19 protein-coding genes and 1 pseudogene are annotated in these 24,190 nt (G+C 67.2%); 16 read left to right on the plus strand and 4 right to left on the minus strand.

Translation table 11 applies throughout. The features are described from left to right. Positions 1–88 precede the first annotated feature (88 nt). The 3 genes from BLV94_RS30850 to BLV94_RS30860 are packed head-to-tail and all read right to left on the minus strand — an operon-like array spanning position 89 to position 4,337. Positions 89–2,689, minus strand: coding sequence for an AMP-binding protein (locus tag BLV94_RS30850; RefSeq protein WP_074933857.1), 2,601 nt, complete (start codon positions 2,687–2,689; stop codon positions 89–91). Beyond that, complete coding sequence (locus BLV94_RS30855; protein WP_072944452.1) at positions 2,689–3,558, minus strand: alpha/beta fold hydrolase; 870 nt, start codon at positions 3,556–3,558, stop codon at positions 2,689–2,691. The genes BLV94_RS30850 and BLV94_RS30855 overlap by 1 nt, the downstream gene beginning before the upstream one ends. After that, entirely contained in the window at positions 3,555–4,337 is a 783-nt protein-coding gene (locus BLV94_RS30860; RefSeq protein ID WP_072944454.1) for an SDR family NAD(P)-dependent oxidoreductase, read from the minus strand. Before BLV94_RS30860 ends, BLV94_RS30855 begins: the two co-directional genes overlap by 4 nt. A gap of 234 nt (positions 4,338–4,571) precedes the next feature. Here BLV94_RS30860 and BLV94_RS30865 point away from each other — a divergent pair, with 234 nt between their 5' ends. The 7 genes from BLV94_RS30865 to BLV94_RS30895 are packed head-to-tail and all read left to right on the plus strand — an operon-like array spanning position 4,572 to position 12,218. Then, on the plus strand, positions 4,572–5,426 hold the full coding sequence (locus tag BLV94_RS30865; protein ID WP_143051438.1) for a CoA transferase: 855 nt from the start codon (positions 4,572–4,574) through the stop codon (positions 5,424–5,426). Continuing rightward, complete coding sequence (locus BLV94_RS30870; RefSeq protein ID WP_072944458.1) at positions 5,423–6,598, plus strand: thiolase family protein; 1,176 nt, start codon at positions 5,423–5,425, stop codon at positions 6,596–6,598. The genes BLV94_RS30865 and BLV94_RS30870 overlap by 4 nt, the downstream gene beginning before the upstream one ends. A 9-nt stretch (positions 6,599–6,607) precedes the next feature. Beyond that, positions 6,608–8,275, plus strand: coding sequence for a long-chain-fatty-acid--CoA ligase (locus tag BLV94_RS50050; protein ID WP_072944461.1), 1,668 nt, complete (start codon positions 6,608–6,610; stop codon positions 8,273–8,275). Beyond that, on the plus strand, positions 8,272–9,060 hold the full coding sequence (locus BLV94_RS30880; RefSeq protein WP_072944463.1) for an enoyl-CoA hydratase/isomerase family protein: 789 nt from the start codon (positions 8,272–8,274) through the stop codon (positions 9,058–9,060). Before BLV94_RS50050 ends, BLV94_RS30880 begins: the two co-directional genes overlap by 4 nt. 9 nt (positions 9,061–9,069) lie before the next feature. Then, positions 9,070–10,230, plus strand: coding sequence for an acyl-CoA dehydrogenase family protein (locus BLV94_RS30885; RefSeq protein WP_072944465.1), 1,161 nt, complete (start codon positions 9,070–9,072; stop codon positions 10,228–10,230). Between the two features lie 46 nt (positions 10,231–10,276). After that, positions 10,277–11,035 (plus strand): 3-hydroxyacyl-CoA dehydrogenase, encoded by a 759-nt coding sequence (locus BLV94_RS30890; RefSeq protein ID WP_072944467.1) that lies wholly within the window; start codon positions 10,277–10,279, stop codon positions 11,033–11,035. A gap of 28 nt (positions 11,036–11,063) precedes the next feature. Then, positions 11,064–12,218 (plus strand): acetyl-CoA C-acetyltransferase, encoded by a 1,155-nt coding sequence (locus BLV94_RS30895; protein WP_072944469.1) that lies wholly within the window; start codon positions 11,064–11,066, stop codon positions 12,216–12,218. A gap of 95 nt (positions 12,219–12,313) precedes the next feature. On the opposite strand, the gene BLV94_RS30900 is transcribed toward BLV94_RS30895, so the two are convergent. Continuing rightward, positions 12,314–12,931, minus strand: coding sequence for a TetR/AcrR family transcriptional regulator (locus tag BLV94_RS30900; RefSeq protein ID WP_072944470.1), 618 nt, complete (start codon positions 12,929–12,931; stop codon positions 12,314–12,316). Positions 12,932–13,235: 304 nt separating this feature from the next. On the opposite strand from BLV94_RS30900, the gene BLV94_RS30905 reads away from it, so the two are divergent. The 9 genes and pseudogenes from BLV94_RS30905 to BLV94_RS30945 all read left to right on the plus strand — a co-directional run. Next, positions 13,236–13,529: a TetR family transcriptional regulator gene (locus BLV94_RS30905; RefSeq protein ID WP_244163698.1), complete on the plus strand. Its 294-nt coding sequence runs from the start codon at positions 13,236–13,238 to the stop codon at positions 13,527–13,529. A 176-nt stretch (positions 13,530–13,705) separates the two neighbouring features. Next, complete coding sequence (locus tag BLV94_RS30910) at positions 13,706–15,067, plus strand: MFS transporter (RefSeq protein ID WP_072944472.1); 1,362 nt, start codon at positions 13,706–13,708, stop codon at positions 15,065–15,067. 76 nt (positions 15,068–15,143) lie between these two features. Continuing rightward, positions 15,144–16,253, plus strand: coding sequence for a LuxR C-terminal-related transcriptional regulator (locus BLV94_RS30915; protein ID WP_072944474.1), 1,110 nt, complete (start codon positions 15,144–15,146; stop codon positions 16,251–16,253). A 144-nt stretch (positions 16,254–16,397) separates the two neighbouring features. After that, a complete protein-coding gene (locus BLV94_RS30920) occupies positions 16,398–18,464 on the plus strand; it encodes a hydantoinase/oxoprolinase family protein (RefSeq protein WP_072944476.1) in 2,067 nt (688 codons plus the stop codon). Between the two features lie 10 nt (positions 18,465–18,474). Then, positions 18,475–20,394, plus strand: coding sequence for a hydantoinase B/oxoprolinase family protein (locus tag BLV94_RS30925; protein WP_072944478.1), 1,920 nt, complete (start codon positions 18,475–18,477; stop codon positions 20,392–20,394). Positions 20,395–20,407: 13 nt separating this feature from the next. Then, entirely contained in the window at positions 20,408–20,668 is a 261-nt protein-coding gene (locus BLV94_RS30930) for a hypothetical protein (RefSeq protein ID WP_072944479.1), read from the plus strand. A gap of 38 nt (positions 20,669–20,706) precedes the next feature. Beyond that, positions 20,707–21,471, plus strand: coding sequence for an SDR family NAD(P)-dependent oxidoreductase (locus tag BLV94_RS30935; protein WP_072944480.1), 765 nt, complete (start codon positions 20,707–20,709; stop codon positions 21,469–21,471). 104 nt (positions 21,472–21,575) lie between these two features. After that, a complete protein-coding gene (locus BLV94_RS30940; protein ID WP_072944481.1) occupies positions 21,576–23,039 on the plus strand; it encodes an aldehyde dehydrogenase family protein in 1,464 nt (487 codons plus the stop codon). A 49-nt stretch (positions 23,040–23,088) separates the two neighbouring features. Continuing rightward, positions 23,089–24,069, plus strand: a pseudogene (locus BLV94_RS30945) (MmgE/PrpD family protein); the annotation flags it as partial. Positions 24,070–24,190 lie beyond the last annotated feature (121 nt).

Consider the following 24,190-nt stretch of genomic DNA (forward strand, 5'->3'; position numbering starts at 1 on the left):
GTCCGGCTGCCGCCACGGCGTCGAGTCGGCGGGTTACCGGACTTGCCGAGCCTGGGACGTGTTTCGCTGCCAGTTCCCCATCGCGCGGTCACTGTGCCGGCGCCGTCTCGACCGCCCGGAGTTCGAGGAGGCACTCGTCGGGTTGTTCGGTGGCGCCGGGCATCGAGGTCACGAACCAGAAGTCACCGTCCCGGTCGACGCGAAACAGGTCGCCGGTAGCCATCCACTCGTCATCCCGGTCGAACACACCGCGCAGCGCGATGTCGTTGCCGGCGAAGATCTTCCCCGAGGCGTCGACGAGCAGTTGGCCGACCTGTCCCGGCCGAGCAGGCACCGCGTAGCCGTCCTCGCCGGTGCGGATCCGGCCGTCCTCCATCTCGACGACGCACACCCGTGGCGTTCCCGGCAGCGGTTTGCCCACCGAACCGATCTTGCGACCGCTGACATTGCCGAGGATTGCGTCCGAACGCGTCGAGGCGTACATCTCCAGGACACCGACCGATCCGAACCGGTCGCTGACCCGCCGCCACAGGTCGGCCGGCATCGCCGAGCCGACGAAGAGTCGAATGGGATGGTTCTTCCGGATTCGCTCCGGCGCGTCGACCAGCGGTTCGAGCATGTCGCGGGTGTAGGTCACCACTGTGGCCCGGTTGCGGCGTACCTGGGACCAGAACGTCTCCGGGTCGAACTCGTCGATCAGTGCCACGCGGGCACCGGATGCGGTTGCGGCGGCCGTCGCCAGGAGCAGACCGGTCGGGTGGTGCAGTGGGCTGCTGGAGTAGATCGTGTCGCCCGGGGTCAACGCGCACGCAGTCGAGGCCGCCAACGCGGAGGTCGCCCACCGGCCGTTGGTGATCAGATCGGCGCGGGTCTGCTCCTCAGCGCCGCCGAAGAGGACGAACGCGACGTCGCCGGCGCACCCCGGGTTCGCCCGGTACCAGGCAGGCAGGCGCGCGTGGTCGGGATCGACCTGCTCGAGGTCGACTGCGCCGGACGGGATGTCGCGGTCTTCGTGGACTGCGCCGAGAACGAACACCGGCAGCGCGGTTGTTGCCGCGGTCGCCGCGTGCTCGGGGTCGGCGAGGATCTTCGTCACGTGCCCGAGCCGTATCTCTTCGGCGAGGTCGTGCCCCGGGCGGTGCAGCACGGCGACCGCACCGATGCGGTTGAGGGCCGCGATCGCGACGAGGGAGCTCGGGCGGGTGTGCATGAGCACTCCGACTCGCTCGCCCTTGCGGACACCCGCCGATACCAGCCCGCAGACGACGCTGTCGATGCGTTGTTTGGTTTCCGCGTGGGTGTGCACGCGATCGGCGAACAGGAAGGCCACCTTGTCCGGGCGCGAGCGGGCCAGGTCGTCGAGTAGCGCACCGTAGGAGATCGTGGTGCGCGGACCCATCGATTCGAGCCGCACCAGGCGGGGCGCCGCAGCGGCGGCTTCCCTCGACAGCTCGACGACCGTGGTGGCCAGGTGCTTTCCGGCGCGCGACAGGGCGGCGGGGAGGTTGAACCCGGTTCCGGCGACGAGACCGGCGCCGTAGGTCAGTCCGGCGATGCTTCCGCGTGGCGCCGGTGCCTCGACGTCGGAGGACGGCTCGAGTTCGTGTATGAAGTCGGGCAGGTCACCCTCTCCGTTCGTCCAGCGCACCCACGCACCGATGCCGGGCCAGGTTTTCTGCTTGGCATGCGAGCTGACCGGCAGCCCGAAGTGTCCGACCGGCAGGGTGCATTCGTGGATGTCGGCGTTGGGTGCCGCCCGCCGGACCGCGCGCACCGTCGCCGGCGGTGCCAGGAAGTCGGCCTCACCGACGAAGGTGAGGATCGGGCAGGTGATGTCTGCGAATCCGACGGTGCGGTCACCGATCACGACGCCGCCCTCGACCAGGCGGTTGTCCGCGAGCAATTCGAGCAGTTCGACGAGTGCGGGACCGGACCAGCTGATCCACGCGCCGGTTTTGAGGAATTTGCGTTGCGGTTCGCGTGGCAGCAGCGACTCGCGGTCGTGCAGGGCGAGCAGGAATTCGATGTCGTTGCGGATGTTGCGATGTGGGCTCGACCAGTTGAACAGCTGTGTGACGAACCATCGGGGAAGGCCGGTCTTGCCGATGATCTTGCTCTCGAGCCCGACGATGCCCCAGAACAGGTCCTGTGGAACGACGCGGTCGATGTCGAGGGTCGTGAGCGGGCTGCCCAGCGCGATTACGCTCGCCACGCCGGCATTGCCGAGATACGCGGTCGCCGTGTAGCAGAAGATGCCGCCCTGGCAGTACCCGACGAGATGCACGTCCCGACCGGTGGCCTGCCGGACCCGTTGCACCGCGTCGGCGACGGCGAGTACGTGGTCACCGAAGGTGCGCTCGTTGCCGCCCGGCTCGACCGCCGGATCTCCGAAGTCGACCACCCACGGGTCGAGGCCCTGCTCGCGCAGCATCGCGACCGCACTGGTCTGCGGCGAAATGTCCCACACGACGGCAACCTGCGACAGCGGTGGCACGAGGATGACCGGCGGAAGCCCGGCCGGCGAGTCCGGGTAGTAGTGCCGCAGGCGGTACACCGGTTCGTGTGCCACGACGTCGTGCGGTGCGGGCTCCTCCTCGGTCTTGAGGCCGCCGTACCTGGCGACCTCGATGCCGTTGACGATGGTGGCGATGACGCGATCGATGTTGCTCGCGGTCGGGGTGGAGCCCATTAGCTGTCTGCTTTCGGTGTCGGTTGGTTGCAGGGGGTGGACAGGATCAGGTCGGCGATGCGGCCCGGTTCCTCGAGTTGCGGGCAGTGGCCGCAGTTGTCGAGAGTCTCGAGTGTTGCCGTGGGCACCGTGGACAGGAAGGCCGGCGCGCTGTTCGGATCTGCCAGCTTGTCTTCGCGGCCCCAGATCAGTAGGACCGGTAGGCGGATCCGGTCGGTTCGCAGGGGGTCGTGATCGCTCTCCCGACTCAGCGCGAGCAGATCGCTGCGCAATCTGCCCACATCACGCATGCCGTGGACGTGCTCCGCGTACCGCAGCGCGAGCCCGGACTCGGCGCGGCCTGCGGCGAGGCCGCGCGCATAGAACCGCGCTGCCCCGCGGCGGATCAGCGCCGCGGGCACGGGTGCTCGGTCGACGAACTGCAGCAACGGATCCAGGCAACGCAGGACCGTCGTGAGATACCGCAGTCGCCAGCCGTAGGCCAGGCCTGCCGGCCCGATGCCGACCACGGCGCCGAGGGGCACCTCGCTGCGGGCGGCCGCGCGCAGCGCGAGCAGGCCGCCGAGCGAGTTTCCCACCACAACCACATCGCCGCGTTCGGCGTAGGCACGTACGAACCCGTCGACGAACGCGTCGTGGTGGGGCAACGCCGGGCGGGCCAGCCGATCGGCGCGACCGCTGCCGGGCAGATCGACCGCCACTGCGCGGCGGCCCCGGCTCGCGAACTCCTGCAAGAGCGGGCGCCACGAGTCCGCCGAGTCGGTGAAGCCGTGCAGCAGCAGGATCGGCGGCCCGTCTCCGTCGACTTCGAGCACTCGGGTGGATACGCCGGCGACGACGATCGGCCGCTCGTTGATCGGGGAACTCATGAGAGCAGTAACCCGCCGTCCACCACGAGCTGGCTACCGGTCATGTAGCTGCTGGCGTCGGAGGCGAGGAAGACCATCGCCGCGGCGAGTTCGGCGGGGTCACCGAGGCGGCCCATGACGAGTCGGGGACCGATGAGTTCGGTGGGCATGCCGTCGGTCATCTCCGAGGGGAAGAACCCCGGGAGCAGTGCGTTGACTCGAATTCCCTTGCGCCCCGACCACTGTCGCGCGAGTGACCGGGTGAGTCCGAGGAGTCCGGCCTTCGACGCCGAGTACGCCGTCGTGGGGGCGTCGAGTGTGGTGTGCGCCATGACGCTGGCCACGTTCACGATCGACGAGCCAGGCGCCATCGCGGGGGCGACGGCCTGGGCCATCGAGAAGCATGCCGTGAGGTTCACCGCGACGACCCGTTCGAACTCGGCCAACGACAGCCGCGACGCGGGTGCGTGGTCTTCGATGCCGGCGTTGTTGATCAGCACGTCGACGCGCCCGAACCGCTCCACGGCCGCACCGACCACCTTGTGACAGTCGTCGGCGTCTGTGACGTCCGCGGCCACGGCGAGGCCGCTGCGACCGGTGCCGGTCACCGTGGCGAGGGTGTCCTCCAGAAGGGGTGCGCGCCGTGCGGCGACCACCACGTCCGCACCGGCCTCGGCACATGCCGCGGCGAACGCGACCCCGAGCCCCGACGACGCCCCGGTGATCACGACAACCTTGTCCCGAAGGCCGAACTTGTCGGCCAGGACGGGCCGAGGACCTGCTGTGCGGGCATAGCTCATGACTGATTCCTAAGTTGTGATGATTGTGTTCTGGCGCAACGAAGTTCGCTGAACAGCGATGATCACGACACTTCGTTCTCCTATACGACTGTATAGAAAAACATTCATATGTAAAGCCTGAAGCGCGGCGCACCCCGAGCTCCCGCGACGAGCGCGCGATGCGATACCGCTGACCAGTTCTATTTACAAACAGATATTTTCCGATACAGTTGTATAGCAACGAAGGGAATGTTGATGCTCGAATCCAAATCGCTCGAGGGCGTACGGGTCCTCACACTTGCCGTGAATCTGCCGGGACCACTCGCCGTCGCCCGCCTGCAGGTGATGGGAGCGGCGGTCACCAAGATCGAACCGCCCGAGGGTGATCCGCTCCGCAGCGCGTGCCCGCAGTGGTATCGCGAACTCACACAGGGCCAGCAGGTTCTCACAGTGGATCTGAAGGATCCGGCGGGACGCGAACGGTTGGATACCGAGTTGGCGGCCTCCGACCTACTGGTGACCGCCATGCGGCCCTCCGCGCTGCGCCGACTCGGGCTCACCGAACTGCAGTCGGTGCACCCACGCCTCGCGCACGTGGAGATCGTCGGCCACGACGGCGCACTCGAGGACCTGCCCGGTCACGACCTGACCTACCAGGCGGTGAACGGCACACTGCAGCCGCCGCTCATGCCCACTGTTCCCGTCGCCGATCTGCTCGGCGCCGAACGTGCCGTGTCGGCAGCGCTCCTCGCTCTCGGTGCATCGTCGAAACCCCGTCGGGGGGAGAGCTACCGTGTGGTCCTCGCGGATGCTGCAGCCGATGCCGGTGCCGCGGTGCGCCACGGACTGATGGGGCATTCGTCGACACCGCTCGGTGGCGCCGTTCCCGGATACGGCATCTACGCCACCTCCGACGGGCACATCGCCCTCGCGGCGCTCGAACCGCATTTCTGGTCCCGCACCCGCGACGTCCTCGGCGTCGCGGGGGAACGCGACGAACTCGAGCGCATCTTCGCCACCCGGACCAGCAAGGAATGGGAAGAACTCGCCGAGCGGGTCGACATACCGCTCATCGGAATTCAGAAACCTGGACAAGGAGTACCAGCATGACCGTTCGTGAAGCCGTGATCGTCGGCGCCGTCCGCACCCCGGTCGGGCGGCGGGGCGGCGCGTTGAGCGCCTGGCACCCGGTCGACCTGCTCGGACAGACGCTGCGGGCGCTGGTCGAGCGCACCGGCATCGATCCCGCCCAGATCGACGACGTGATCACCGGTTGTGTTCTGCAGCAGGAACAACAGGGGGGCAACATCGGCCGGCACGCCGTGCTCGCCGCCGGATTTCCGGAGTCGGTGCCCGCGGTGACCGTCGACCGGCAGTGCGGCTCGGGTCAGCAGGCGGTCAGCTTCGCCGCGCAGGGCGTGCTCGCGGGCTCCTACGATCTGGCGATCGCCTGCGGTGTCGAGTCGATGTCGCAGGTGCCGATGCCGGCCGCGATGGTGCCCGGGGCACCGCTCGGACCGCATTACAGCCCGCGCGAACTCGCCCGTTACGGCGGCGCCCTCGTGGCGCAGGGCCCGTCGTCGGAGCTGATGAACGAAAAATTCGACCTGAGCCGGGCTGCCCTGGACGCCTTCAGCGCCCGCAGCCATGGGCGCGCTCTCGCTGCGACCCGGGCGGGGAAGTTTCGCGAGCAGTTGGTACCGATGCGGGTAGATCCCGACGATGCGGCCAGCGCGCTCGTCGAGAGTGACGAGGGCATCCGCGAGCACCTCGACCGCGACAAGATGGCATCGTTGACGACGGTGTTCGCCGCCGACGGGCGCACCACCGCCGCGAACTCGTCGCAGCTCAGTGATGGTGCCGCCGCCCTGCTGATCGCCGACCGCGCGTTCGCCGAACGCCACGGACTGACGCCCAGGGCACGGTTCCGCGCGCTGTCGGTGGCAGGCGCCGATCCGGTCATCCAGTTCACCGCGGTCCTCGACGCCACCCGCAAGGCTCTGGAGTTCTCCGGTCTCGGGGTCGACGACATCGACCTTTTCGAGGTCAACGAGGCCTTCGCCGGAGTCCCGATGATGTTCGCACAGGAATTCGGGGTCCCCGACGACAAGCTCAACGTCAACGGCGGATCGGTCGCCATCGGCCATCCCCTCGGATCAACCGGCGCCCGGATGCTCACCGACCTGCTGTGCGAGCTCGAGCGCTCCGGCGCATCGGTCGGGCTGCAGAGCATCTGCGAGGCGAACGGCACCGCCAACACCACCATCATCGAACGGATCTGAGGAGCAGTGATGACGAGCGCGATCATCCAAGGTCTACCGTCCACGCACGGCGACCACTACCAGTTGAACACCACCACCCTGATCCGGCACTCGGCCCGCACGTACCCCGAACAGCAGATCGTGTTCCGCACCGCGGACGGAGGCTGGGACCGCTACACCTACGCCGACGCCTACCGCCGGGTCCAGCGGGCGGCGAACGTCCTGACGTGGCTCGGGATCGGGCCGGCCGACATGGTCGGCATCCTGGACTGGAACAGCAAGCGGCACTACGAGCTGTACTGGGCGATCCCGGGTATCGCCGCGGCAATGCTGCAGATGAACCTGCGGCTGTCACCCGAGGACCTCGCGTATGTGGTGGGTCACAGCGACGCGCGGTTCATCTTCGTCGACGAGTCCCTGCTCCCTGTCGCCGAAGCCCTCGCCCCACACGCACCGAACGTCAAGGGCTGGGTGCTGATGTCGGACAAGCCGATGTCGCAGATCAGCACCACGCTCGAGAACGTCCACCACTTCGAGGACCTCATGGCCGACGCGAGCGAGGTGTACGACTGGCCCATGATCGACGAACATGCAACCTACAGTGCGTGTTACACCACCGGAACCACCGGGCGGCCCAAGGGGATCTACTACTCGCACCGAGGAATCTACCTGCACACCATGAGTCAGGCGGCAGCGCTGAGTATGAGCGCGGACGACGCCGTCATGCTCATCACCCCGATGTTCCACGGACAGTCCTGGGGGCTGCCGCAGACCGGAACCTACAGCGCCGCGAAGATCGTGCTTCCCGGCCGGTACATGGCCGAGGACACCTCGGTGCTGGTCGACGAGATGATCGCCGAAGAGGTCACCGTCGCCAACGGCGCGCCGGCGATCTTCGAGCCGATGCTCGACTACATCAGGACCCTGGACGTCAAACCCGATTTCCGGCGGACGAAACTGCTCTCCGGTGCCACCGAGCCGCCACTGTCGATGATGCGCGGTTTCCACGACCTGACCGGCGCCGACATCCTGCACGGCTACGGCGCCACCGAGACCACGCCGTTCGTCACCGCAAACGGTGCGATCAAGCCGTCGCTGCGCACCACGCTGACCGACGAGCAGAAGTGGGATCTCAAACGCTCGCAGGGTCTTCCGGTCAACGGTGTGGACATCCGGATCGTCGACGCCGACGGCAACGACCTGCCGCACGACGGACAGGCGCAGGGTGAGATCCTGCTCCGCGGACCCTGGATCATCGAGCGCTACCACAAACTCGACGACGACGGCGACCGCTTCCAGGACGGGTACTGGCGCAGCGGAGACGTCGGCAAGATCGACGCGTACGGCTACCTGAAACTGACCGACCGCATCAAAGACGTCATCAAGAGCGGCGGCGAATGGATCTCGTCCATCGACATGGAGAACGCGATCACCGCCCACCCGAAAGTCGCCGAAGCCGCCGTGGTCGGCGTCCACCACCCGCGCTGGCAGGAACGCCCCGTGGCGCTGGTCGTCACCACAGACGGCGACGACCTGCCGATCGAGGAGATCCACGCCCTCCTCACGGGGTCGTTCGCCAAGTGGCAGCTGCCGGACACGGTCGTCTTCTGCGACCGACTGCCCCGAACCAGCGTTGGCAAGCTCGACAAGAAGGTGATGCGCGCCGCGCACGCCGACATCTACAAGGACACCCTGTGACTGAAACACCGGCAATTCTCGTCACCACCCGGCAGGGCGGCATCGCCATCCTCGAGATCAACCGCCCCGGCTCGAAGAACAGCATGAGCAACGATCTGCTCGCCGCGATGGCCGCAGAATTGCGCGCCCTCCGGCACGACGACGACATTCGCGCGGTGATCATCACCGGGGCAGGCGGAACGTTCTGCGCCGGAGCCGACATCACCGGCTTCGACACTCTTCGTGACGCCGCGCTGCTCGGCGCGCGGGAGGAGTTCGGGGGCACGTTCTGGTCCGACCTGGCGACCTTCCCCAAACCCGTCATCGCCGCCATCGAGGGGTTGGCGCTGGGCGGCGGGTGCGAACTGGCCCTCGCCTGCGACATCGCCATCGCGGGTGAATCTGCGAAATTCGCAGTGCCCGAGGTCAAGCTGGGAGTGATCCCCGGCGCCGGGGGCACCCAGCGTCTGGTCGGTGCGGTCGGAAAGTCAAAGGCCATGGCGATGTTGCTGTCCGGTGACTTCCGCACCGCAGACCAAGCCTGCGCCGCGGGCCTGATCGCCGAGACGGTCCCGGACGGTGAGGCACGGGCGCACGCCGTTGCTCTCGCACAGCGGATCGCGAAGAATTCCCCGCTGGCGGTGGCGCTGGCCAAGGACGCCGCTCTGCGCGCACTCGAGACGTCACTGAGCCAGGGCCTCGAACACGAAAAACGCAACTTCCACATCGCCGTACGGTCTGCGGATTGTCACGAGGGGCAGTCCGCGTTCCTCGCCAAACGCGCCCCCGCCTTCACCGGAAAGTAGAAGCCCGTCATGTCTGAACTATTTCCCGATTACCGCTCCCCGTGGGAGAACGACGACCAGCAGGTGCTGCGGAAGCACGCCGCCGAGTTCTTCCACAAGGAATGCACACCCCATCAGGAACGGTGGGCCGCGCAACACCAGGTCGACCGTGACTTCTGGAACAAGGCCGGTGCCGCGGGACTGCTGTGCCTCGACCTTCCGGAGGAATTCGGTGGTGGCGGAGGCAACTTCGGCCATGAGGCCGTCGTCCAGCAGGAGTTGACGTTCGCCCACGATTCCGCGTTCGGGTTCGGGGTGCATTCCACGATCGCCGCCCACTACATCTCCGCATTCGGCACCGACGAGCAGCGGGCGCGGTGGCTGCCGAAACTGGTCACCGGTGAGCTGGTCCTCGCCATCGCGATGACCGAACCCGGCACCGGATCGGATCTACAGTCGGTGCGGACCACCGCCATCCGCAACGGCGACGACTACGTGATCAACGGGTCGAAGACGTTCATTTCCAATGGCTCGCATTGCGATCTGCTGATCATCGTCGCCAAGACCGACGCCTCCCTGGGAGCGAAGGGCATCTCGCTGCTCGTCGCCGAAACCGAAAGCCTGCCCGGCTTCGAACGCGGTCGCGTCCTGCAGAAGATCGGTCAGCACGGACAGGACACCCGCGAACTGTTCTTCACCGACATGCGTGTTCCCGTCGGCAACCTCCTCGGTGAGGTCGAGGGCCAGGGCTTCTACCAGTTGATGCAGCAACTCCCACGGGAACGGCTGAGCATCGGCATCACCGGCGTCGCCATGGCCGAAGCCGCCGTCACCGAGGCCATCCGCTACGCCAAGGACCGCTCCGTGTTCGGCAAGTCGGTCCTCGACTACCAGAACACCAAATTCGTGCTGGCCGAATGCAAGACGGAGGTCCTGGCCGGCAAGACACTGATCGACCACTGCATCCAACGGGCCATCGACGGCACGCTCGACGCCGCGACCGCGTCGATGGCCAAGCTGTGGGGATCGGAGAAGCAGTGCGAGATCGTCGACCGCTGTCTGCAGATCTTCGGCGGCTACGGCTACATGATGGAATACCCGATCGCCCAGATGTACACCGCGGCACGCGTGCAGAAGATCTACGGCGGCACCAACGAGGTCATGAAGGACCTCATCGCCCGCACCCTCTGACCCACTCACGTCGTTCGTCCCCGCATCACTTCACAGGAGTACACCCATGAACATTTCCGGCACGACTGCCCTCGTCACCGGCGGCGCATCCGGCCTCGGTCTGGCCACCGTCACCACGCTGGCGAAGTCCGGCGCCCGCGTGATCGCGCTCGACCTGCCGTCCGCCGACCCCGCCGACCTCGCCGCGCTGGGGGAGACCGTGCAATTCGTGCCCGCCGACGTCACCGACGACGCCGCGGTCACCGACGCCGTCGCGCTGGCCAATATCGATCGCGGACTGCGGATCGTGGTGAACTGCGCCGGAATCGGCAACGCAATCAAGACCGTAAGCAAGGACGGACCGTTCCCACTGGACGCGTTCGAGCGCGTCATCAAGGTCAACCTCACCGGAACCTTCAACGTCATCCGCCTCGCCGCCCACGCGATGGCGCAGAACGAGCCGGTCGCAGGTGAACGCGGAGTCATCGTGAACACCGCCTCGGTCGCCGCGTTCGACGGGCAGATCGGGCAGGCCGCCTACTCCGCATCGAAGGGCGGCGTCGTCGGGGCCACCCTGCCCATCGCCCGCGATCTGGCGTCACTGCAGATCCGGGTGAACACCATCGCCCCCGGCCTGTTCAAGACCCCGCTGCTCGCCACCCTCCCGGAGAAGGCGCAGCAGTCCCTCGGCGCCCAGGTCCCGCACCCCAGCCGACTCGGGGATCCCAGCGAATACGCCCAGCTCGTCGAGGCGATCGTCACCAACCCGATGCTCAACGGCGAAACCATCCGCCTCGACGGCGCCATCCGCATGGCACCGCGGTAACGACGCCCCGGCAACGAAGGAGCAGCACGTGTCACAGGCATACATCGTGGACGCGGTTCGGACCCCCGTCGGCCGACGCGGGGGTGGCCTCGTCGGCGCGCACCCGGTCGACCTCGCGGCGCATGTCATCCGAACCCTGATCGGGCGCAACGATTTCGACCCAGCCATGGTGGACGATGTGATCCTGGGGTGCCTGGACACCATCGGGGCACAGTCCGGCGACATCGCCAGGATCGCGGCGCTCGGGGCCGGACTGCCGGAGTCGGTGCCCGGGGTCACCGTGGACCGGCAATGCGGGTCTTCCCAGCAGGCGGTGCACTTCGCGGCGCAGGCCGTGATGAGCGGGACCGCGGACATCGTCGTGGCCGGCGGCGTCCAGAACATGAGTCAGATCCCGCTGATGTCGTCCGTCACGGCCGGCGAACCGTACGGTGCCACCGATCCGTACTCGGGTTCGAAGACGTGGACCGCCCGGTACGGCGGCGAAGAGATCTCCCAGTTCCGGGGCGCCGAACTGATCGCCCGGCGATGGAACTTCGACCGCTCCGCGATGGAGGCCTACGCCCTCGAAAGCCATCGCCGGGCCGTGCACGCCCTCGAGCAGGGATACTTCGACGCCGAAATCGAACCCTTCGACGGCGTGGCCGTGGACGAGTGCCCACGCCCGGACACCACGGCGGCGAAGATGGCAGCACTGCCCACCCTGACCCCGCAGGGCCGGCTGACCGCGGCAGTATCCAGCCAGATCAGCGACGGTGCCTCGGGCATGCTCATCGCCTCCGAGTCGGCGGTGAACAGATTTGGCCTGACACCGCGCGCCCGCGTGCACCACATGAGCGTGCTGGGAGCGGATCCGATCATGATGCTCACCGCCCCCATCCCGGCGACCCGCCGGGCCCTGGACCGATGCGGCCTGTCCATCGACCAGATCGACGCCTACGAGGTCAACGAGGCCTTCGCGCCCGTCGCGATGGCCTGGCTCCACGACATCGGAGCAGATCCCGAACGGCTCAATCCCCACGGCGGCGCGATCGCCCTCGGCCACCCGATCGGAGCGACCGGCACCCGGCTGATGACCACCCTGCTGCACGAACTCGAACGCACCGGCGGGCGGTACGGACTCCAGGCCATGTGTGAGGGCGGCGGCCAGGCGAACGTCACCATCATCGAACGGCTCGGCTGAGGTCCCCCCGGCCGGAACGACAGTGCGGGTGCACCCCGAGGGTGCACCCGCACTGATGTCTGCCGTAATCGCGTGACCGGCGGGCCCGGCCGAGGTCACGAAGCCGGATCGGGATCCTCCATCCCCACCACCAGAACCGGCCGATCCTCCACCGGCGCGTCCGGGCCGGCCAACTGCTCCCACATCGTGTTGATCATCGGCGCGAGAAACAGCTGCCCGAGCTGACGCACCAGAACTTCGATCACCTGCACGCTGTCGCGTTTCTTCGTCGAGGCGACACCGGAGTCCCGTAACTTCGTGATCTCCGCGTACGTGAGGTCGGTCAGACGCTCGAGGAGACGACCCCTCGGGCCGGCCGGATCGAGCAGTGCGCGCCGAATATAGTTCACGACAGTCGGATTCGCCTCCAGCATCCGGCCGACCGCCTCGTCGCGTGCCGACGCCACCTCCGCCGGCGATCCCGTGCTCGCGGCTCCCGCGATCGCGGTCGCGAAATAGTCGATGACCAACTGCTCGACTGCATCTCGGATACCCGCCTTGGTCTTGAAATGGTGCTGCACCAGCCCCACCGTGACTCCCGCGGCCGCGGCAACCGCCCGCATCGACACCCGATCCTCCCCGTCACGGGAATACAGATCGAGCGCCGCATTACGAATGCGGGCCTTCGCCGTCAGGTCCGCATCGCTGGCACGTGGATCAACCAAGGGCTCCATACCCACCTCTTCTCTTCTCACCGCCACTATACAGATGAACAACAACCAGTACGGCCGAGAGGGAGGCGGGTACCCCGGGTCTTCGTGTTCGATTGGAATCGATCAGCGCGTTCACGCACGGCGTCGAACTGCGGGCAAGACGAGCTACGCAATTTGTCGAACGCGTACCCCCATCACTGCCGAACGGGCGGTCCGGGCGGCTGACGGCGGAATGGGCCCGGCCGGTGAGACGCAGTGACCGTTCAGGCCAACGCTGCGGCAACGGCCTCGGCCGCGGCGAATGCGGCGTTGTCCAATTCGTCGTGTGAAGGCTGCGTTCGAACTCGCTCAGCGTGACGGCGCCGCGGGGCTGACGATGCGTCGCCTCGGCGTGGAACTGAAGGTCGATGCGACGATTCCGTACCGGCTGTTCCGCGACAAGGACGAATTGCTGCTGGCGGTCTACGACCACGCGACCCGGCCGAGCGTCGAATGGTCGAGCTTGATCCTCGCGACGTTCGCCCGGTCGGACCTGTCACGCGAAGCCACTGCGATCGACGATCTGGTCGTCGAGTCCGTGCCGGCGACTGCCGAGCGCGAGAGCGTCGAATCGGCGTAGCGAACCACCACTGTTCGCGCGTTACGCGGCAGCGGTCCGCGACCCTCGCCCCGGGTATCGATCGAGGGGTGGCGCACGTCCCTTTCGTTCACCACCCGTGATCCCAGCCACTTGATTTTAAAGATTATGCATAATAGATTAACGCGACAAGTTGGCCCCGAGAGAGGACTTGACGCGTGGCGAAGAAACGCGAGATATCCGTTCGGCGGGAATCCCCCAAGAGCGTGAAGAAGGTCGGAGCTGCTGTCATCATCGGAACCTCGCTGGAGTGGTTCGACTTCTACCTCTACGCGTCGATGGCGGCGCTCGTCTTCGGCAAGGTGTTCTTCCCGTCGGCGAATTCGTCGGCCAGCACCCTCGCGGCGTTTTCCACGTTCGCGGTCGGATTCCTGGCCCGGCCCTTCGGGGGCATCCTCTTCGGAATCCTGGGTGACCGCATCGGGCGCAAGGCTGTGCTGTCGATCAGCCTGCTGATCATGGGAATCGCGTCCGGGCTCATCGGACTCGTACCGTCGTATGCCGCGATCGGCGTGGCGGCGCCGGCGCTGCTGATCATTCTGCGGATCCTGCAGGGCTTCGGTGCGAGTGCCGAACTGGGCAGCGCAATCACGGTGGCGTACGAGCATGCCGACGAGAAGACCAGGGGCCGGTACGGCGCCTATCCGGTGATGGGCGCCCAGATCGGCCTGCTTGCGGCGTCGCTCGCAGTTGCCGCGGTCACCAGCCTCGACGACGAAGCCCTCTACACGTGGGGATGGCGGGTGCCGTTCATCGCGAGCTTCGCGATCGTGATCGTGGGTTACTGGATTCGCCGCGCGATGCCCGAGTCGGAGGAATTCGAGAAGGTGGCGACCGAGGCGCGGCAACGTAAGGGCTTCCAGGTTCTGCGCGACCTGGTGCGCGGCAACTGGCGGGGCCTGGTCGTGGTCGCGGCCGTGTACGGCGGGTACTCCGCCCTCTCCTACACCTTCAAGACGTTCTCACTGTCCTACCTCACGGAGTTTCAGGGTGTGGCGAAGAATGTCGGCGCCCTCGGGGTGACGTTCGCGAGCATCGCGGCGATCATCGCGTGTCCGCTGATTGGGCGCCTGTCCGACCGTGTGGACACCCGCAAGGTCATGATCGGCGCAGCGATCGGGGTCGCCCTGATGGCCTTCCCGGCGTTCTGGCTGTTCGACACCGGCCGCTCCCCGCTCATCTGGGGTGTCATGGTCGTGACCACGGGTGTCCTGGCGCCGATGATCATGGTGGCGGCGAGCCCGTACATGGCACGGCAATTCCCCACCGAGGTCCGCGCCTCGGGTATCGGCACCGGCCGGGAGGTCAGCGGCGCCGCAGCAGGGGGCCTGGCCCCGATCCTCGCGCTGACGATGGTGACCATGTCGCCCAGCCACTCGACGTGGGGCGTATCGCTACTGATCATCGGGTGCGCGGTTCTGGTGGTCGTCGGCGGGCTGTTCGACCAATCCCGTCGGGTGACACGCGACGCGACCGCGCCGTCGGAGGTCCCGGAGGCGCTGGAGCCGCAGCGCCGCTAGCCCGCCGCGGGTCGTGACGTGGCTCAGCAGGATGCCTAGCATGGTGCGTAGGTCAGCGACTTCATGGGAGTGCAGTATGCGCAACTCGTCTATCCGGCAGGATGCCGTCGCGCTGCACGATGCGATCGCCGACATCACCCACGACGTGAGTGTGCTGCTCGACCGCGACCTGAGCGGTCCGCAGCCGGTCGGCGCACAGTCCCACAGTCAGGCGCTGGGCTGGCTGTGGGACTTGGTGACTGCGGAGATGACGTGTGCGATCGGCCGTCACGACCAGTCGTGCGATGTTCTGACGGCCTTGATGGCGATTCTCGGTCGCATCCGCGAGGCGGAGGCTGCGGTGGCGCAGCTGGGGCTGGCCGACCACGCGGAGATTCTGGCTACGGTTCAGTCGGCGTTGGCACGGGTCGGCGACGCGCAGACCGTCGACGCGCTGCTGGCCCGCGCTCCCGAGGCGGTGTGCAGCCTCGGCTTCGATCGTGCGCTGCTGTCGACGGTGGACGGGTCGTGGCGGTTGCATTCGATGCACGTCGTCCGCGACCCTCGCTGGGCGGAGGAGATCGTGGCGGTGGGCAGGGAGAATCCGCCCGTTCTCGACCGCATGCTCGTCGAGAACGACACCGTGGTCGGTGCTCGAGCGACGCTCGTCCACGAGGTGCAGGACAACCCTCGCGTCAACCGCCCGCTGGCCGAGATCACCAGATCCTCGTCGTACGGCATTGCGCCGCTGATGGTCGACGGCGACGTCGTCGGCCTGGTGCACGGCGACTGCTATCACCAGCAACGCAAACTCACCAGTGTCGATCAAGCACTGTTGTCGACGTTCGCCGAAGGGATGAGCCAGAACCTGGCGAGAGTCAGTGTGCTCGAGGGGCTTTCGGCGGTGCGTACCCAGCTGGACGGACTCGGACGCTGGACCAAGGCATCCGGCCCCGGGGTAGCAGTAGCGAAGTCCGTCGCGCTCGGTCGCGACGACGACTCCGTCCTCACCCGCCGCGAGGTGCAGATCGTGCGACTCATGGCGGAGGGCGACTCCAACGGCAAGATCGCCCGCAGGCTGGTCATCTCCGAGGGAACCGTCAAGACCCACATCACCCGCATCCTTCGCAAACTCGGCGCAGCCAACCGGGCCGAGGCCGTGTCGATCTGGTTGCGCAATTCCGACGTCACGCGAACTACGACGTAAGGCTGGCGTCGGCCGAAGGTCGTACGGATCTACGACCTCCGTCAGATGTTCCCGCATCCTCCGTGCGGAAGAGTGACGTGTAACACAAACGTGGCGCAGATGCACTGCGCATGTCACTGAAGCACACAGCACGGAGGCCGAGATATGACGCAGAGTGAGCGGGCAGCCGACTGGATTGTCGGCATCGATGTCGGTGGCACCTTCACCGACATCATTGCGCTCAACCGCAGGACGGGTGAGACCCGAGACGGCAAGGTGCTGTCGACCCTTCAGCAGGAGGAGGGGGTACTGCTGAGCATCGAGGCGATCGGTGTCGAGGTTCCGGACGTCGCCGAGATCGTGCACGGGCACACGGTGGGCATCAACGCCCTGCTCAGCCGCACCGGCGAGCGCACCGGTCTGATCGCGACGCGCGGTCACCGGGATCTGCTCGACATCGGTCGTATGCACCGCGAATTCGGTGACCGTTTCTACGATCCCACTTGGCTGCGACCGCACCAGGAGCGGCCCATCGTGCAGCGTGAATCGCGATTCGGCGTTCCCGAGCGACTGCGGTACGACGGGTCTGAGTTGTTGCCGTTGGACGAGAACGCCGTTCGCGACGCTGCACGTTCCCTCGCGAGCCAGGGTGCGAAGTCGGTGGCGGTGTGCCTGATGAACTCCTACATCAACCCCGACCACGAGCAGCGGGCGGCGGAGATCGTCGCAGAAGAGTTGCCGGACGCCTATATTCAGACCTCCGCGCTCTACCCGGTGACCAAGGAGCACGAGCGCACCACGACCGTCGCCCTCGACGCGTACGTGGGCCCGGCCGTCGTCGGCTACCTCGACCGACTGATGAGCCAGCTGTCCGAGCGCAATTACGCTGGGACGCTGTGGATCATGATGATGAACGGCGGTGTCGCGACGTTCGCCGACGCCGGCCGGGCCCCGGTGTTCCAGCTGGTCTCCGGTCCGGTCGGTGGTGTGAGCGGCAGCGTCAAGCTCGCCAACGAGAGCAGTTCGCCGAACCTGCTCACCATCGACGTCGGTGGCACGAGCACGGACGTGGCGGCGATCGTGCACGGCAAGACGCCGCTCACCGATCTGTGGACGTTGGAAACCGGTCTCACCCTGACCATGCCGTTGGTCGACGTGGAGAGCGTCGGCTCGGGTGCGGGTAGCCTGATCCGGCCCAGCACGCTCGGCAATGTGGCGGTCGGTCCGGCTTCGGCCGGATCGAATCCCGGTCCGGTGTGTTACCGGCGCGGGGGCGTCGAGCCCACGCTCACCGATGCGTGCGCGGCTCTCGGGGTCCTCCAGCCGGACCTGTTCGCCAACGGTTCCATTCGGCTCGACGTCGACGCATCGCTCGATGCGCTCCGGAAGACCGGGGAGCAGTTCGGCATGTCGGCCCTCGAGCTCGCGTCGGCCGCCTACGAGGTCGCGTGTGAGGACATCGCCGCGAAGGTCCGCACGATCTCGGTCTACCGGGGTCTCGACGTCCGTGAGTTCGCCCTGCAGCCCTCGGGGTCGGCCGGCCCCATGCTCGCCGACCGCGTCGGGCAGATCCTGGGTCTGGACAAGGTGATCGTGCCTCGCAACCCCGGCCAGTTCTCGGCCATGGGGCTGCTCCGCAGCGACCTGATGGTCACCCGGGCACAGTCGATCATGAGCCCGCTCGCACCCGCGAGCGCCGAAGCGATCGAGGCCGCGTTCGTTGGGCTGCAGGACCGCATCCGCCGCGAACTCGACAGCCAGGGCGCCGACGTGGATCGAATCCGCTTCGAGCGGGCCGTTTTCGCGATGTATCGCGGCCAGACGTGGGACAATCGCATGCCCATCCACTCCGGCGCTCTCACTGCCGGCAGTGTGGCCGATCTGGTGCCGCAGTTCCACGACTTCTACCGGGAGTCATACGGTTTCGCGGCCACCGAGATCCCCGTCGTGATCTCGACGGTGGAGGTGACGGCGATCATCCCGCGCGAGCAGCACAAGACCGACCTCACCCCCGACGACGGGGAGGCGTTCCTCCGCACGACGGAGCTCACCTTGCCGGGCACGACCGAGCAGGTCGAGGTGTCCATCTACGTTCGGGAGCGCCTCCAACCCTTCGAGCGGGTGCAGGGCCCCGCCCTCGTCGCCGAGAAGTTCGCGACAACCCTCGTCCTTCCGGGCCGGACGGCCTACGTGGACGGCGACCTGAATCTCATCATCGAGCCCCAGAGCTGAGGAGCAGACCATGACGATCACCACCCCTGACCCCGGCCCCGCGGTCGACGTCGAACTCGACATCCTCCGCTACGGCCTCACTGAGGTCGCCCGGGAGATGCTGGACTCGCTGATGCGCAGCGCCTTCTCCCCGGTCTGTCGCGACATCCTGGACTGCACCAGCGCGATTCACATGCGCACCGACGACGGCTGGGAAACGGTCGCGTTGTGGGAGGGCTGCATGCAGCACGCGTTCACCGCCCCGCACATCGCGAACTTCGTGATGGACGACTGGGACATCGACCGCATGCAGCCCGGTGACGTCATCTTCGTCAACGACCCGTGGCGCGGCACCATCCACCAGTCCGACGTCAACCTGCTCCGGCCCGTATTCGTTGACGGCCGTGTGGAGTTCCTGCTGCACTCGACATCCCACCTCGTCGACCTCGGCGGGGCGATCCCGGGTGGCTTCTCCAACGGCACCCAGACGCACTTCGAGGAGCAGCTGAAGCTGCCGCCGACGTTGCTGTACGCGAACGACGTTCCGGTTCGTCCGCTGTTCAACTTCATCCTGGAGAACAACCGGGTGCCGCAGCTCGTGCTCGGCGACCTGCGGGCCCTGCACGGCTGCCTGGTCGTCGGCGAGCGCCAGTTACAGGATCTGATCGCCCGCGGCGGCCTGGAGAAGGTGCGCGCGGCCGGCCGCTTCGCTATCGAGGCCACCGAGGCCAGCATGCGGCGCGGCATCGCGAGTATTCCGGACGGCGACTACACCGCAGAGGACTTCCTCGACGAGGACGGCGTCACCGACGAACCGATCCCGGTCAACGTGACGGTGAAGGTCCGCGGAGATTCCATGGAGATCGACTTCTCCGGTTCGGGTCGGCAGCCCCTCGGCAACTGTGGCACCGCCTGGTGCGAGGCCTCGCGCTGCATCGAGGCGGTCAAGCTGATGGTCGACCCGTCGACACCGGTCAACAGTGGCACGCTGCGGCCGATCGAGACTCTGCTGCCGTCCGGCAGCGTGGTGCAGGTTCTGCCGCCGTCGAGTTGCTCCAACCACGCCGACATTGGCGCGCGGGGGATCAACGTCGTCACCCAGGCACTGAGCCAGGCGATGGACGAGGCATTCGCCTGTGACACAGGCACTGCCGTCGTCGTCAGCCTCGGCGGCATCGACACCCGCCCGGGCCACGAAGGCACGCCGTGGGGTGCATTCGCGCTCGCCGGTGGCGGCTGGGGCGGCACGTGGAAGGACGACGGTGTCTCCTTCTGCGTGATTCCGATCGGAAACTGCCGGACGTCGGTGCAGGAACACGTCGAGATCGAGAGCCCCCTGGTCATCGTCCAGCACGAGATGGTGATCGACACCGCCGGAGCCGGAGAATTCCGCGGCGGTCTCGGCTCGGTCTACTCGATCTTCGCCGAGTCCGACACGATGGTCACCATCACCGCCGACCGGGTCCGCTGCGGCGCTCCCGGCTCGAACGGAGGTGGCGCCGGCTCGCCGGCCTACGGCTGGTACATCGACAACTTCGACCTTGCCGAACATGGCGACCCACTCGACCTGCGTGGAGCCGAGCCGCTGTTCGGCATGTTCGACGACCAGGGCAGACCGGACCCGAACAACGGTGAGTTCGGGCGCGGTGCGCGCTACCGGACCGGCAAGTTCTCCGGACTCGTCCTGAAAGCCGGCGATGCGCTGCGCTTCGTCATCGGCGGTGGCGGCGGCTGGGGTGACCCCCTCGCCCGTATCTCCGGGAAGGTGCTGCAGGACGTCCGCAGCGGACTTGTCAGCCCTGAGTTCGCGGCGGACGCCCACGGGGTCGTGATCGTGAACGGTGACGTCGACGAGGCCGCCACATCGGCACGACGAGCGCAGCTGGCCGCCGACCGCGACCAGGGGCGCTGGAGCGTGCCGGTGGCCACCCCCCGCAACTGGAATCTCTGAGAAAGGCATCCCCATGGCAGTCGACCGGCTCCTGTTCCCCCGTCCCGAGACCGACCGGGTCTACGTCGAACGCACGACCGTCGACGGCGCATGTCCGTCATGCGGCGCAACGAGTCTCGCTCGCTATCCCGTCGCCAACCACCTCGGGCCCCGCATGGTCGTGAAGTGCCAAGAGTGCTTTCACCATGTGTCGGTGACGCGTCCCGAGCCCGAGGACAACTGGCCCGCATGGCGTTCGCCGGCCCGCGACTGGCCGGCATCACGCGTCGGATAGATCGGTACCACAACGTCTGCTCGGAAGGATGATCGGAAATGTCAGGATTGCTCGACGGGAAAGTAGTACTCGTTACCGGCGCGGCGGGAGGCATCGGGCGCGCGACATCCCTGCTGGCCGCGAAGGAAGGCGCCCGGGTCGCGGCGACCGATGTGTCCGAGGAAGGCGTCGCGGCGACGGCGGACCTCGTGCGTGCGGCGGGCGGTGACGCGGTCGCGCTTCCCGCCGACCTCACGGTCGGATCGTCGGTGGATGCGATGGTCGCCGCGGCGGTGGAACACTACGGCCGCCTTGACGGCGCGTTCAACAATGCGGGCGTGAGCGGCGGGCAGATCGGTCAGGGTGGTCGATCCGTCGCGGATTGGGACGAGGAGGCATTCGACCGGGCCATCGCGGTAAACCTCAAGGGCGTGTGGCTCTGTATGCGCGCCCAGTTGAAGCAGATGGTGACGCAGGGTGGGGGCGTCATCGTGAATACCGCATCGCTCGCGGGTCTCACCGGATTCAAAACCACAGCCGGGTATGCGGCGGCGAAACACGGCGTCGTCGGCCTGACCAAAACTGCGGCAATCGAATACGCGCCGACCATCCGGATCAACGCGGTGTGCCCGGGTTACACCGACACCGATTTGATGAAGGACGCCAAGCGCCGCAGCGGATCCACCATCATGTCCCGGATTCCCTTCGGCGCACTCGCGCAACCCGACGATATCGCCGAGATGGCGTGCTGGCTCCTGTCCGATCGAGCCGGCTATGCAACCGGCGGCTCGTTCGTCGTCGACGGCGGCTACATGGCGGGATAGCGGCCGAAAGGCTCGTAAAACATAATATATTGAGTATGGTGTCCTTGCGCGGCCGCGAGGCGGGAGGGGCGCCGTTCACGATCGAGAGACAGAGGTTCATTGTCATGACCGCACCGATTGTCGAGGCCGAGTGCCACATCGACGGCCGCCGGATCGCGGGCGAAGGGGAGGCGATCCGGTCGATCAACCCGACGACCGGTCGGGAACTGGCCGTCACACCGGCGGCGAGCCCCGCGCAGGTCGCCGCAGCGGTGTCCGCTGCCCGGCGGGCGTTCGACGACGGCGAGTGGAGCCGTCTCGGGCCTGGTGAGCGCGGTGCCCTGCTGCACCGGCTGGCGGATCTGCTCGAGCGGGACCGGGAGAAGATCGTCGACCTCGCCGCCACCGAGATCGGCACACCGATCAGCAGCGCCGCGGCCCTGCACGTCGATCTGCCCGTCCGATTCTTCCGGTGGTTCGCCGACGCGGCGGCGCGGGGGCCGCGGGACGGGTACGAGCAGCCCCTTCCGCTGCATCACGACCCGGTGGTCTCGAGCAGCATGCTGGTGCGGGACCCGGCCGGTGTGGTGGCCGCGGTCGTCGCCTACAACGTCCCGGTCATGATGTGCGCGTACAAGCTCGGCCCCGCACTGGCGTCGGGCTGCTCGACCGTCCTGGTGACCTCGCCGCGGGCCGTGTTGCTGACGGCCGCGATCATGCGGTTGATCGAGGAGGCGGGATTTCCGCCGGGCGCGGTCAACCTGGTCTTCGGTTCGCCGAGTGTGACTGCGCAGGTGGTCAGTGCCCCGGAGGTCGACCTGGTGACGTTCACCGGTTCCGCCGCGGTCGGCAGCAAGATCCTCACCTTGGCGGCCCCGACGCTGAAGAAGGTCGTCCTCGAGCTCGGCGGCAAGTCACCCAACATCGTGCTGCCCGGCACCGACATCGAGAAGGCGGTGCCCGCGTCCGCGCTGCGCTTCACCCGCAACAGCGGCCAGGCGTGCGGGGCGACGACACGAACCCTGGTGCCTCAGGCCGATTTCGACGAGTACGTCGAGAGGTCGGGCAAGTTCCCCGGTGGCCTCACGGTCGGCGACCCCCATCACCCCGACACTGTCCTGGGACCGTTGATCACCGGCGAACATCGTGGAAATGTGGAGGGCTTCCTGGCGCGCGCCCGGGAGGCGGGCGCCGAGATTCCTGTCGGTGGGGGCCGGCCGCCCGGCCTCGATGACGGATTCTTTCTCGAACCGACTCTGGTCACCGGTATCTCGAACGACGCGGAGATCGCGCAGGAGGAACTCTTCGCTCCCGTCGGGGTGGTGATGCCCTACACCGACCTGGACGACGCCTTCCGCATGGCCAACGATGTCAAGTACGCGCTCAACGCCAACGTGTGGGGCCCCACCCCCGACGCTCTCGCGTTCGCTCGTCGCCTGCGGTCGGGCACCGTCACCGTCAACGGCGGTGGCGGCATGCGCGGAGACGCCCCGTGGGGTGGACCCGGGCACAGCGGAATCGGCCGCGAGGGCGGAGAGGAGGGATTTCGGGAGTTCTTCGAGGTCAAGCACATTCAGTGGCCTGTATAACCGAAGCCAACGTCACACCCACCATCACAGCAAGAAGAGGAAGAATCTGATGCCGACAATTGTCGAAGAACTCGCGGATTTCGCCGCGGGCGCCGAAGGGCGATCACTCCCGGGTGACGTGGTTGCCGAGTCCAAGCGGATTCTGCTGGACACCCTCGGCTGCGCGGTGGCATCGCTCGGCGACGCGGGTGCGCAACGCGGTGTCGAGTACGGCCAATTCCTCGGTGGTGCGGGCGGTTCGGCGTCGATCATCGGGACGGGCACGAAGACGTCGGTACCCGGTGCGGCTTTCGCCAACGCCGAATTGGTCAACGCGCTCGACCAGGACGCGGTCCTGCCGCCCGGTCACGTGACCCCCTACGTGGTGCCCGGTGCGTTGGCGACCGCCGAGGCCCTGCACTCCTCGGGTGAGCGACTGCTCACGGCGATAGCGGTGGCGCACGAGATGTCGTACCGCATCGGCAAGGCCACCGACTATCTGCGCGACATCAAAGACGGTGTGGTGACCATTCCGAAGGTCATCGGCTACAGCAGCACGCTGTTCGGTGCGGCGGCCGCGATCGGCGTCGTCAAGGGGTTCGGCAATGAGACGCTGGCCGATGCGCTCGGGATCATGGGCTCGACGATGCCGACCAACACCCAGCGGGCATGGATGATGCACGCGCCGTCGACCACGATCAAATACCAGCTCGCCGGGGGTATGGCCCTGTCGGCCGTGACGGCCGCGAGCCTGGCCGAACTCGGGCACACCGGTGACCACCAGATGCTCGACGACCGCGAGTACGGTTTTCCCCGATTCATCGGGACCTCGCGCTGGGAGCCGGCGCCCATCACCGCGGGTCTCGGGACGGAGTGGACCTTCACCCCGTTCCAGTCGTTCAAGCCGTATCCCCACTGCCGGGTGATGCACGCGCTGTTCGATGCCCTCACCGAGATCATCGAGGTCAACGACATCAAGCCCGACGAGATCGAGGCCATCAACGCCTGGGGCGAGAGCTTCGTGATGCAGCCGGTGTGGGTCAACGAGACCATCCGCAATCCGCGTGACGCGCAGTTCAGCATGACCCACGGCCTTGCCCTCGCCGCCCACCGGATTCCCCCGGCAAGGACTGGCAGACGCCGGAAGCGGTCCTCGACCCGTCCGTCCTCGA

This window comes from Rhodococcus koreensis, assembly GCF_900105905.1.
GTDB classification, from domain to species: Bacteria; Actinomycetota; Actinomycetes; order Mycobacteriales; family Mycobacteriaceae; genus Rhodococcus_F; species Rhodococcus_F koreensis.

Bases quoted from the DNA above. Each gene is read 5' to 3' on its own strand.
- BLV94_RS30935 (WP_072944480.1), top strand. From the start codon at position 20,707: ATGTCAGGATTGCTCGACGGGAAAGTAGTACTCGTTACCGGCGCGGCG.
- BLV94_RS30865 (WP_143051438.1), top strand. From the start codon at position 4,572: ATGCTCGAATCCAAATCGCTCGAGGGCGTACGGGTCCTCACACTTGCC.
- BLV94_RS30870 (WP_072944458.1), top strand. From the start codon at position 5,423: ATGACCGTTCGTGAAGCCGTGATCGTCGGCGCCGTCCGCACCCCGGTC.
- BLV94_RS30900 (WP_072944470.1), bottom strand. From the start codon at position 12,931: ATGGAGCCCTTGGTTGATCCACGTGCCAGCGATGCGGACCTGACGGCG.
- BLV94_RS30930 (WP_072944479.1), top strand. From the start codon at position 20,408: ATGGCAGTCGACCGGCTCCTGTTCCCCCGTCCCGAGACCGACCGGGTC.
- BLV94_RS30920 (WP_072944476.1), top strand. From the start codon at position 16,398: ATGACGCAGAGTGAGCGGGCAGCCGACTGGATTGTCGGCATCGATGTC.
- BLV94_RS30855 (WP_072944452.1), bottom strand. From the start codon at position 3,558: ATGAGTTCCCCGATCAACGAGCGGCCGATCGTCGTCGCCGGCGTATCC.
- BLV94_RS30890 (WP_072944467.1), top strand. From the start codon at position 10,277: ATGAACATTTCCGGCACGACTGCCCTCGTCACCGGCGGCGCATCCGGC.
- BLV94_RS30885 (WP_072944465.1), top strand. From the start codon at position 9,070: ATGTCTGAACTATTTCCCGATTACCGCTCCCCGTGGGAGAACGACGAC.
- BLV94_RS30860 (WP_072944454.1), bottom strand. From the start codon at position 4,337: ATGAGCTATGCCCGCACAGCAGGTCCTCGGCCCGTCCTGGCCGACAAG.
- BLV94_RS30925 (WP_072944478.1), top strand. From the start codon at position 18,475: ATGACGATCACCACCCCTGACCCCGGCCCCGCGGTCGACGTCGAACTC.
- BLV94_RS30940 (WP_072944481.1), top strand. From the start codon at position 21,576: ATGACCGCACCGATTGTCGAGGCCGAGTGCCACATCGACGGCCGCCGG.
- BLV94_RS30850 (WP_074933857.1), bottom strand. From the start codon at position 2,689: ATGGGCTCCACCCCGACCGCGAGCAACATCGATCGCGTCATCGCCACC.
- BLV94_RS30915 (WP_072944474.1), top strand. From the start codon at position 15,144: ATGCGCAACTCGTCTATCCGGCAGGATGCCGTCGCGCTGCACGATGCG.
- BLV94_RS50050 (WP_072944461.1), top strand. From the start codon at position 6,608: ATGACGAGCGCGATCATCCAAGGTCTACCGTCCACGCACGGCGACCAC.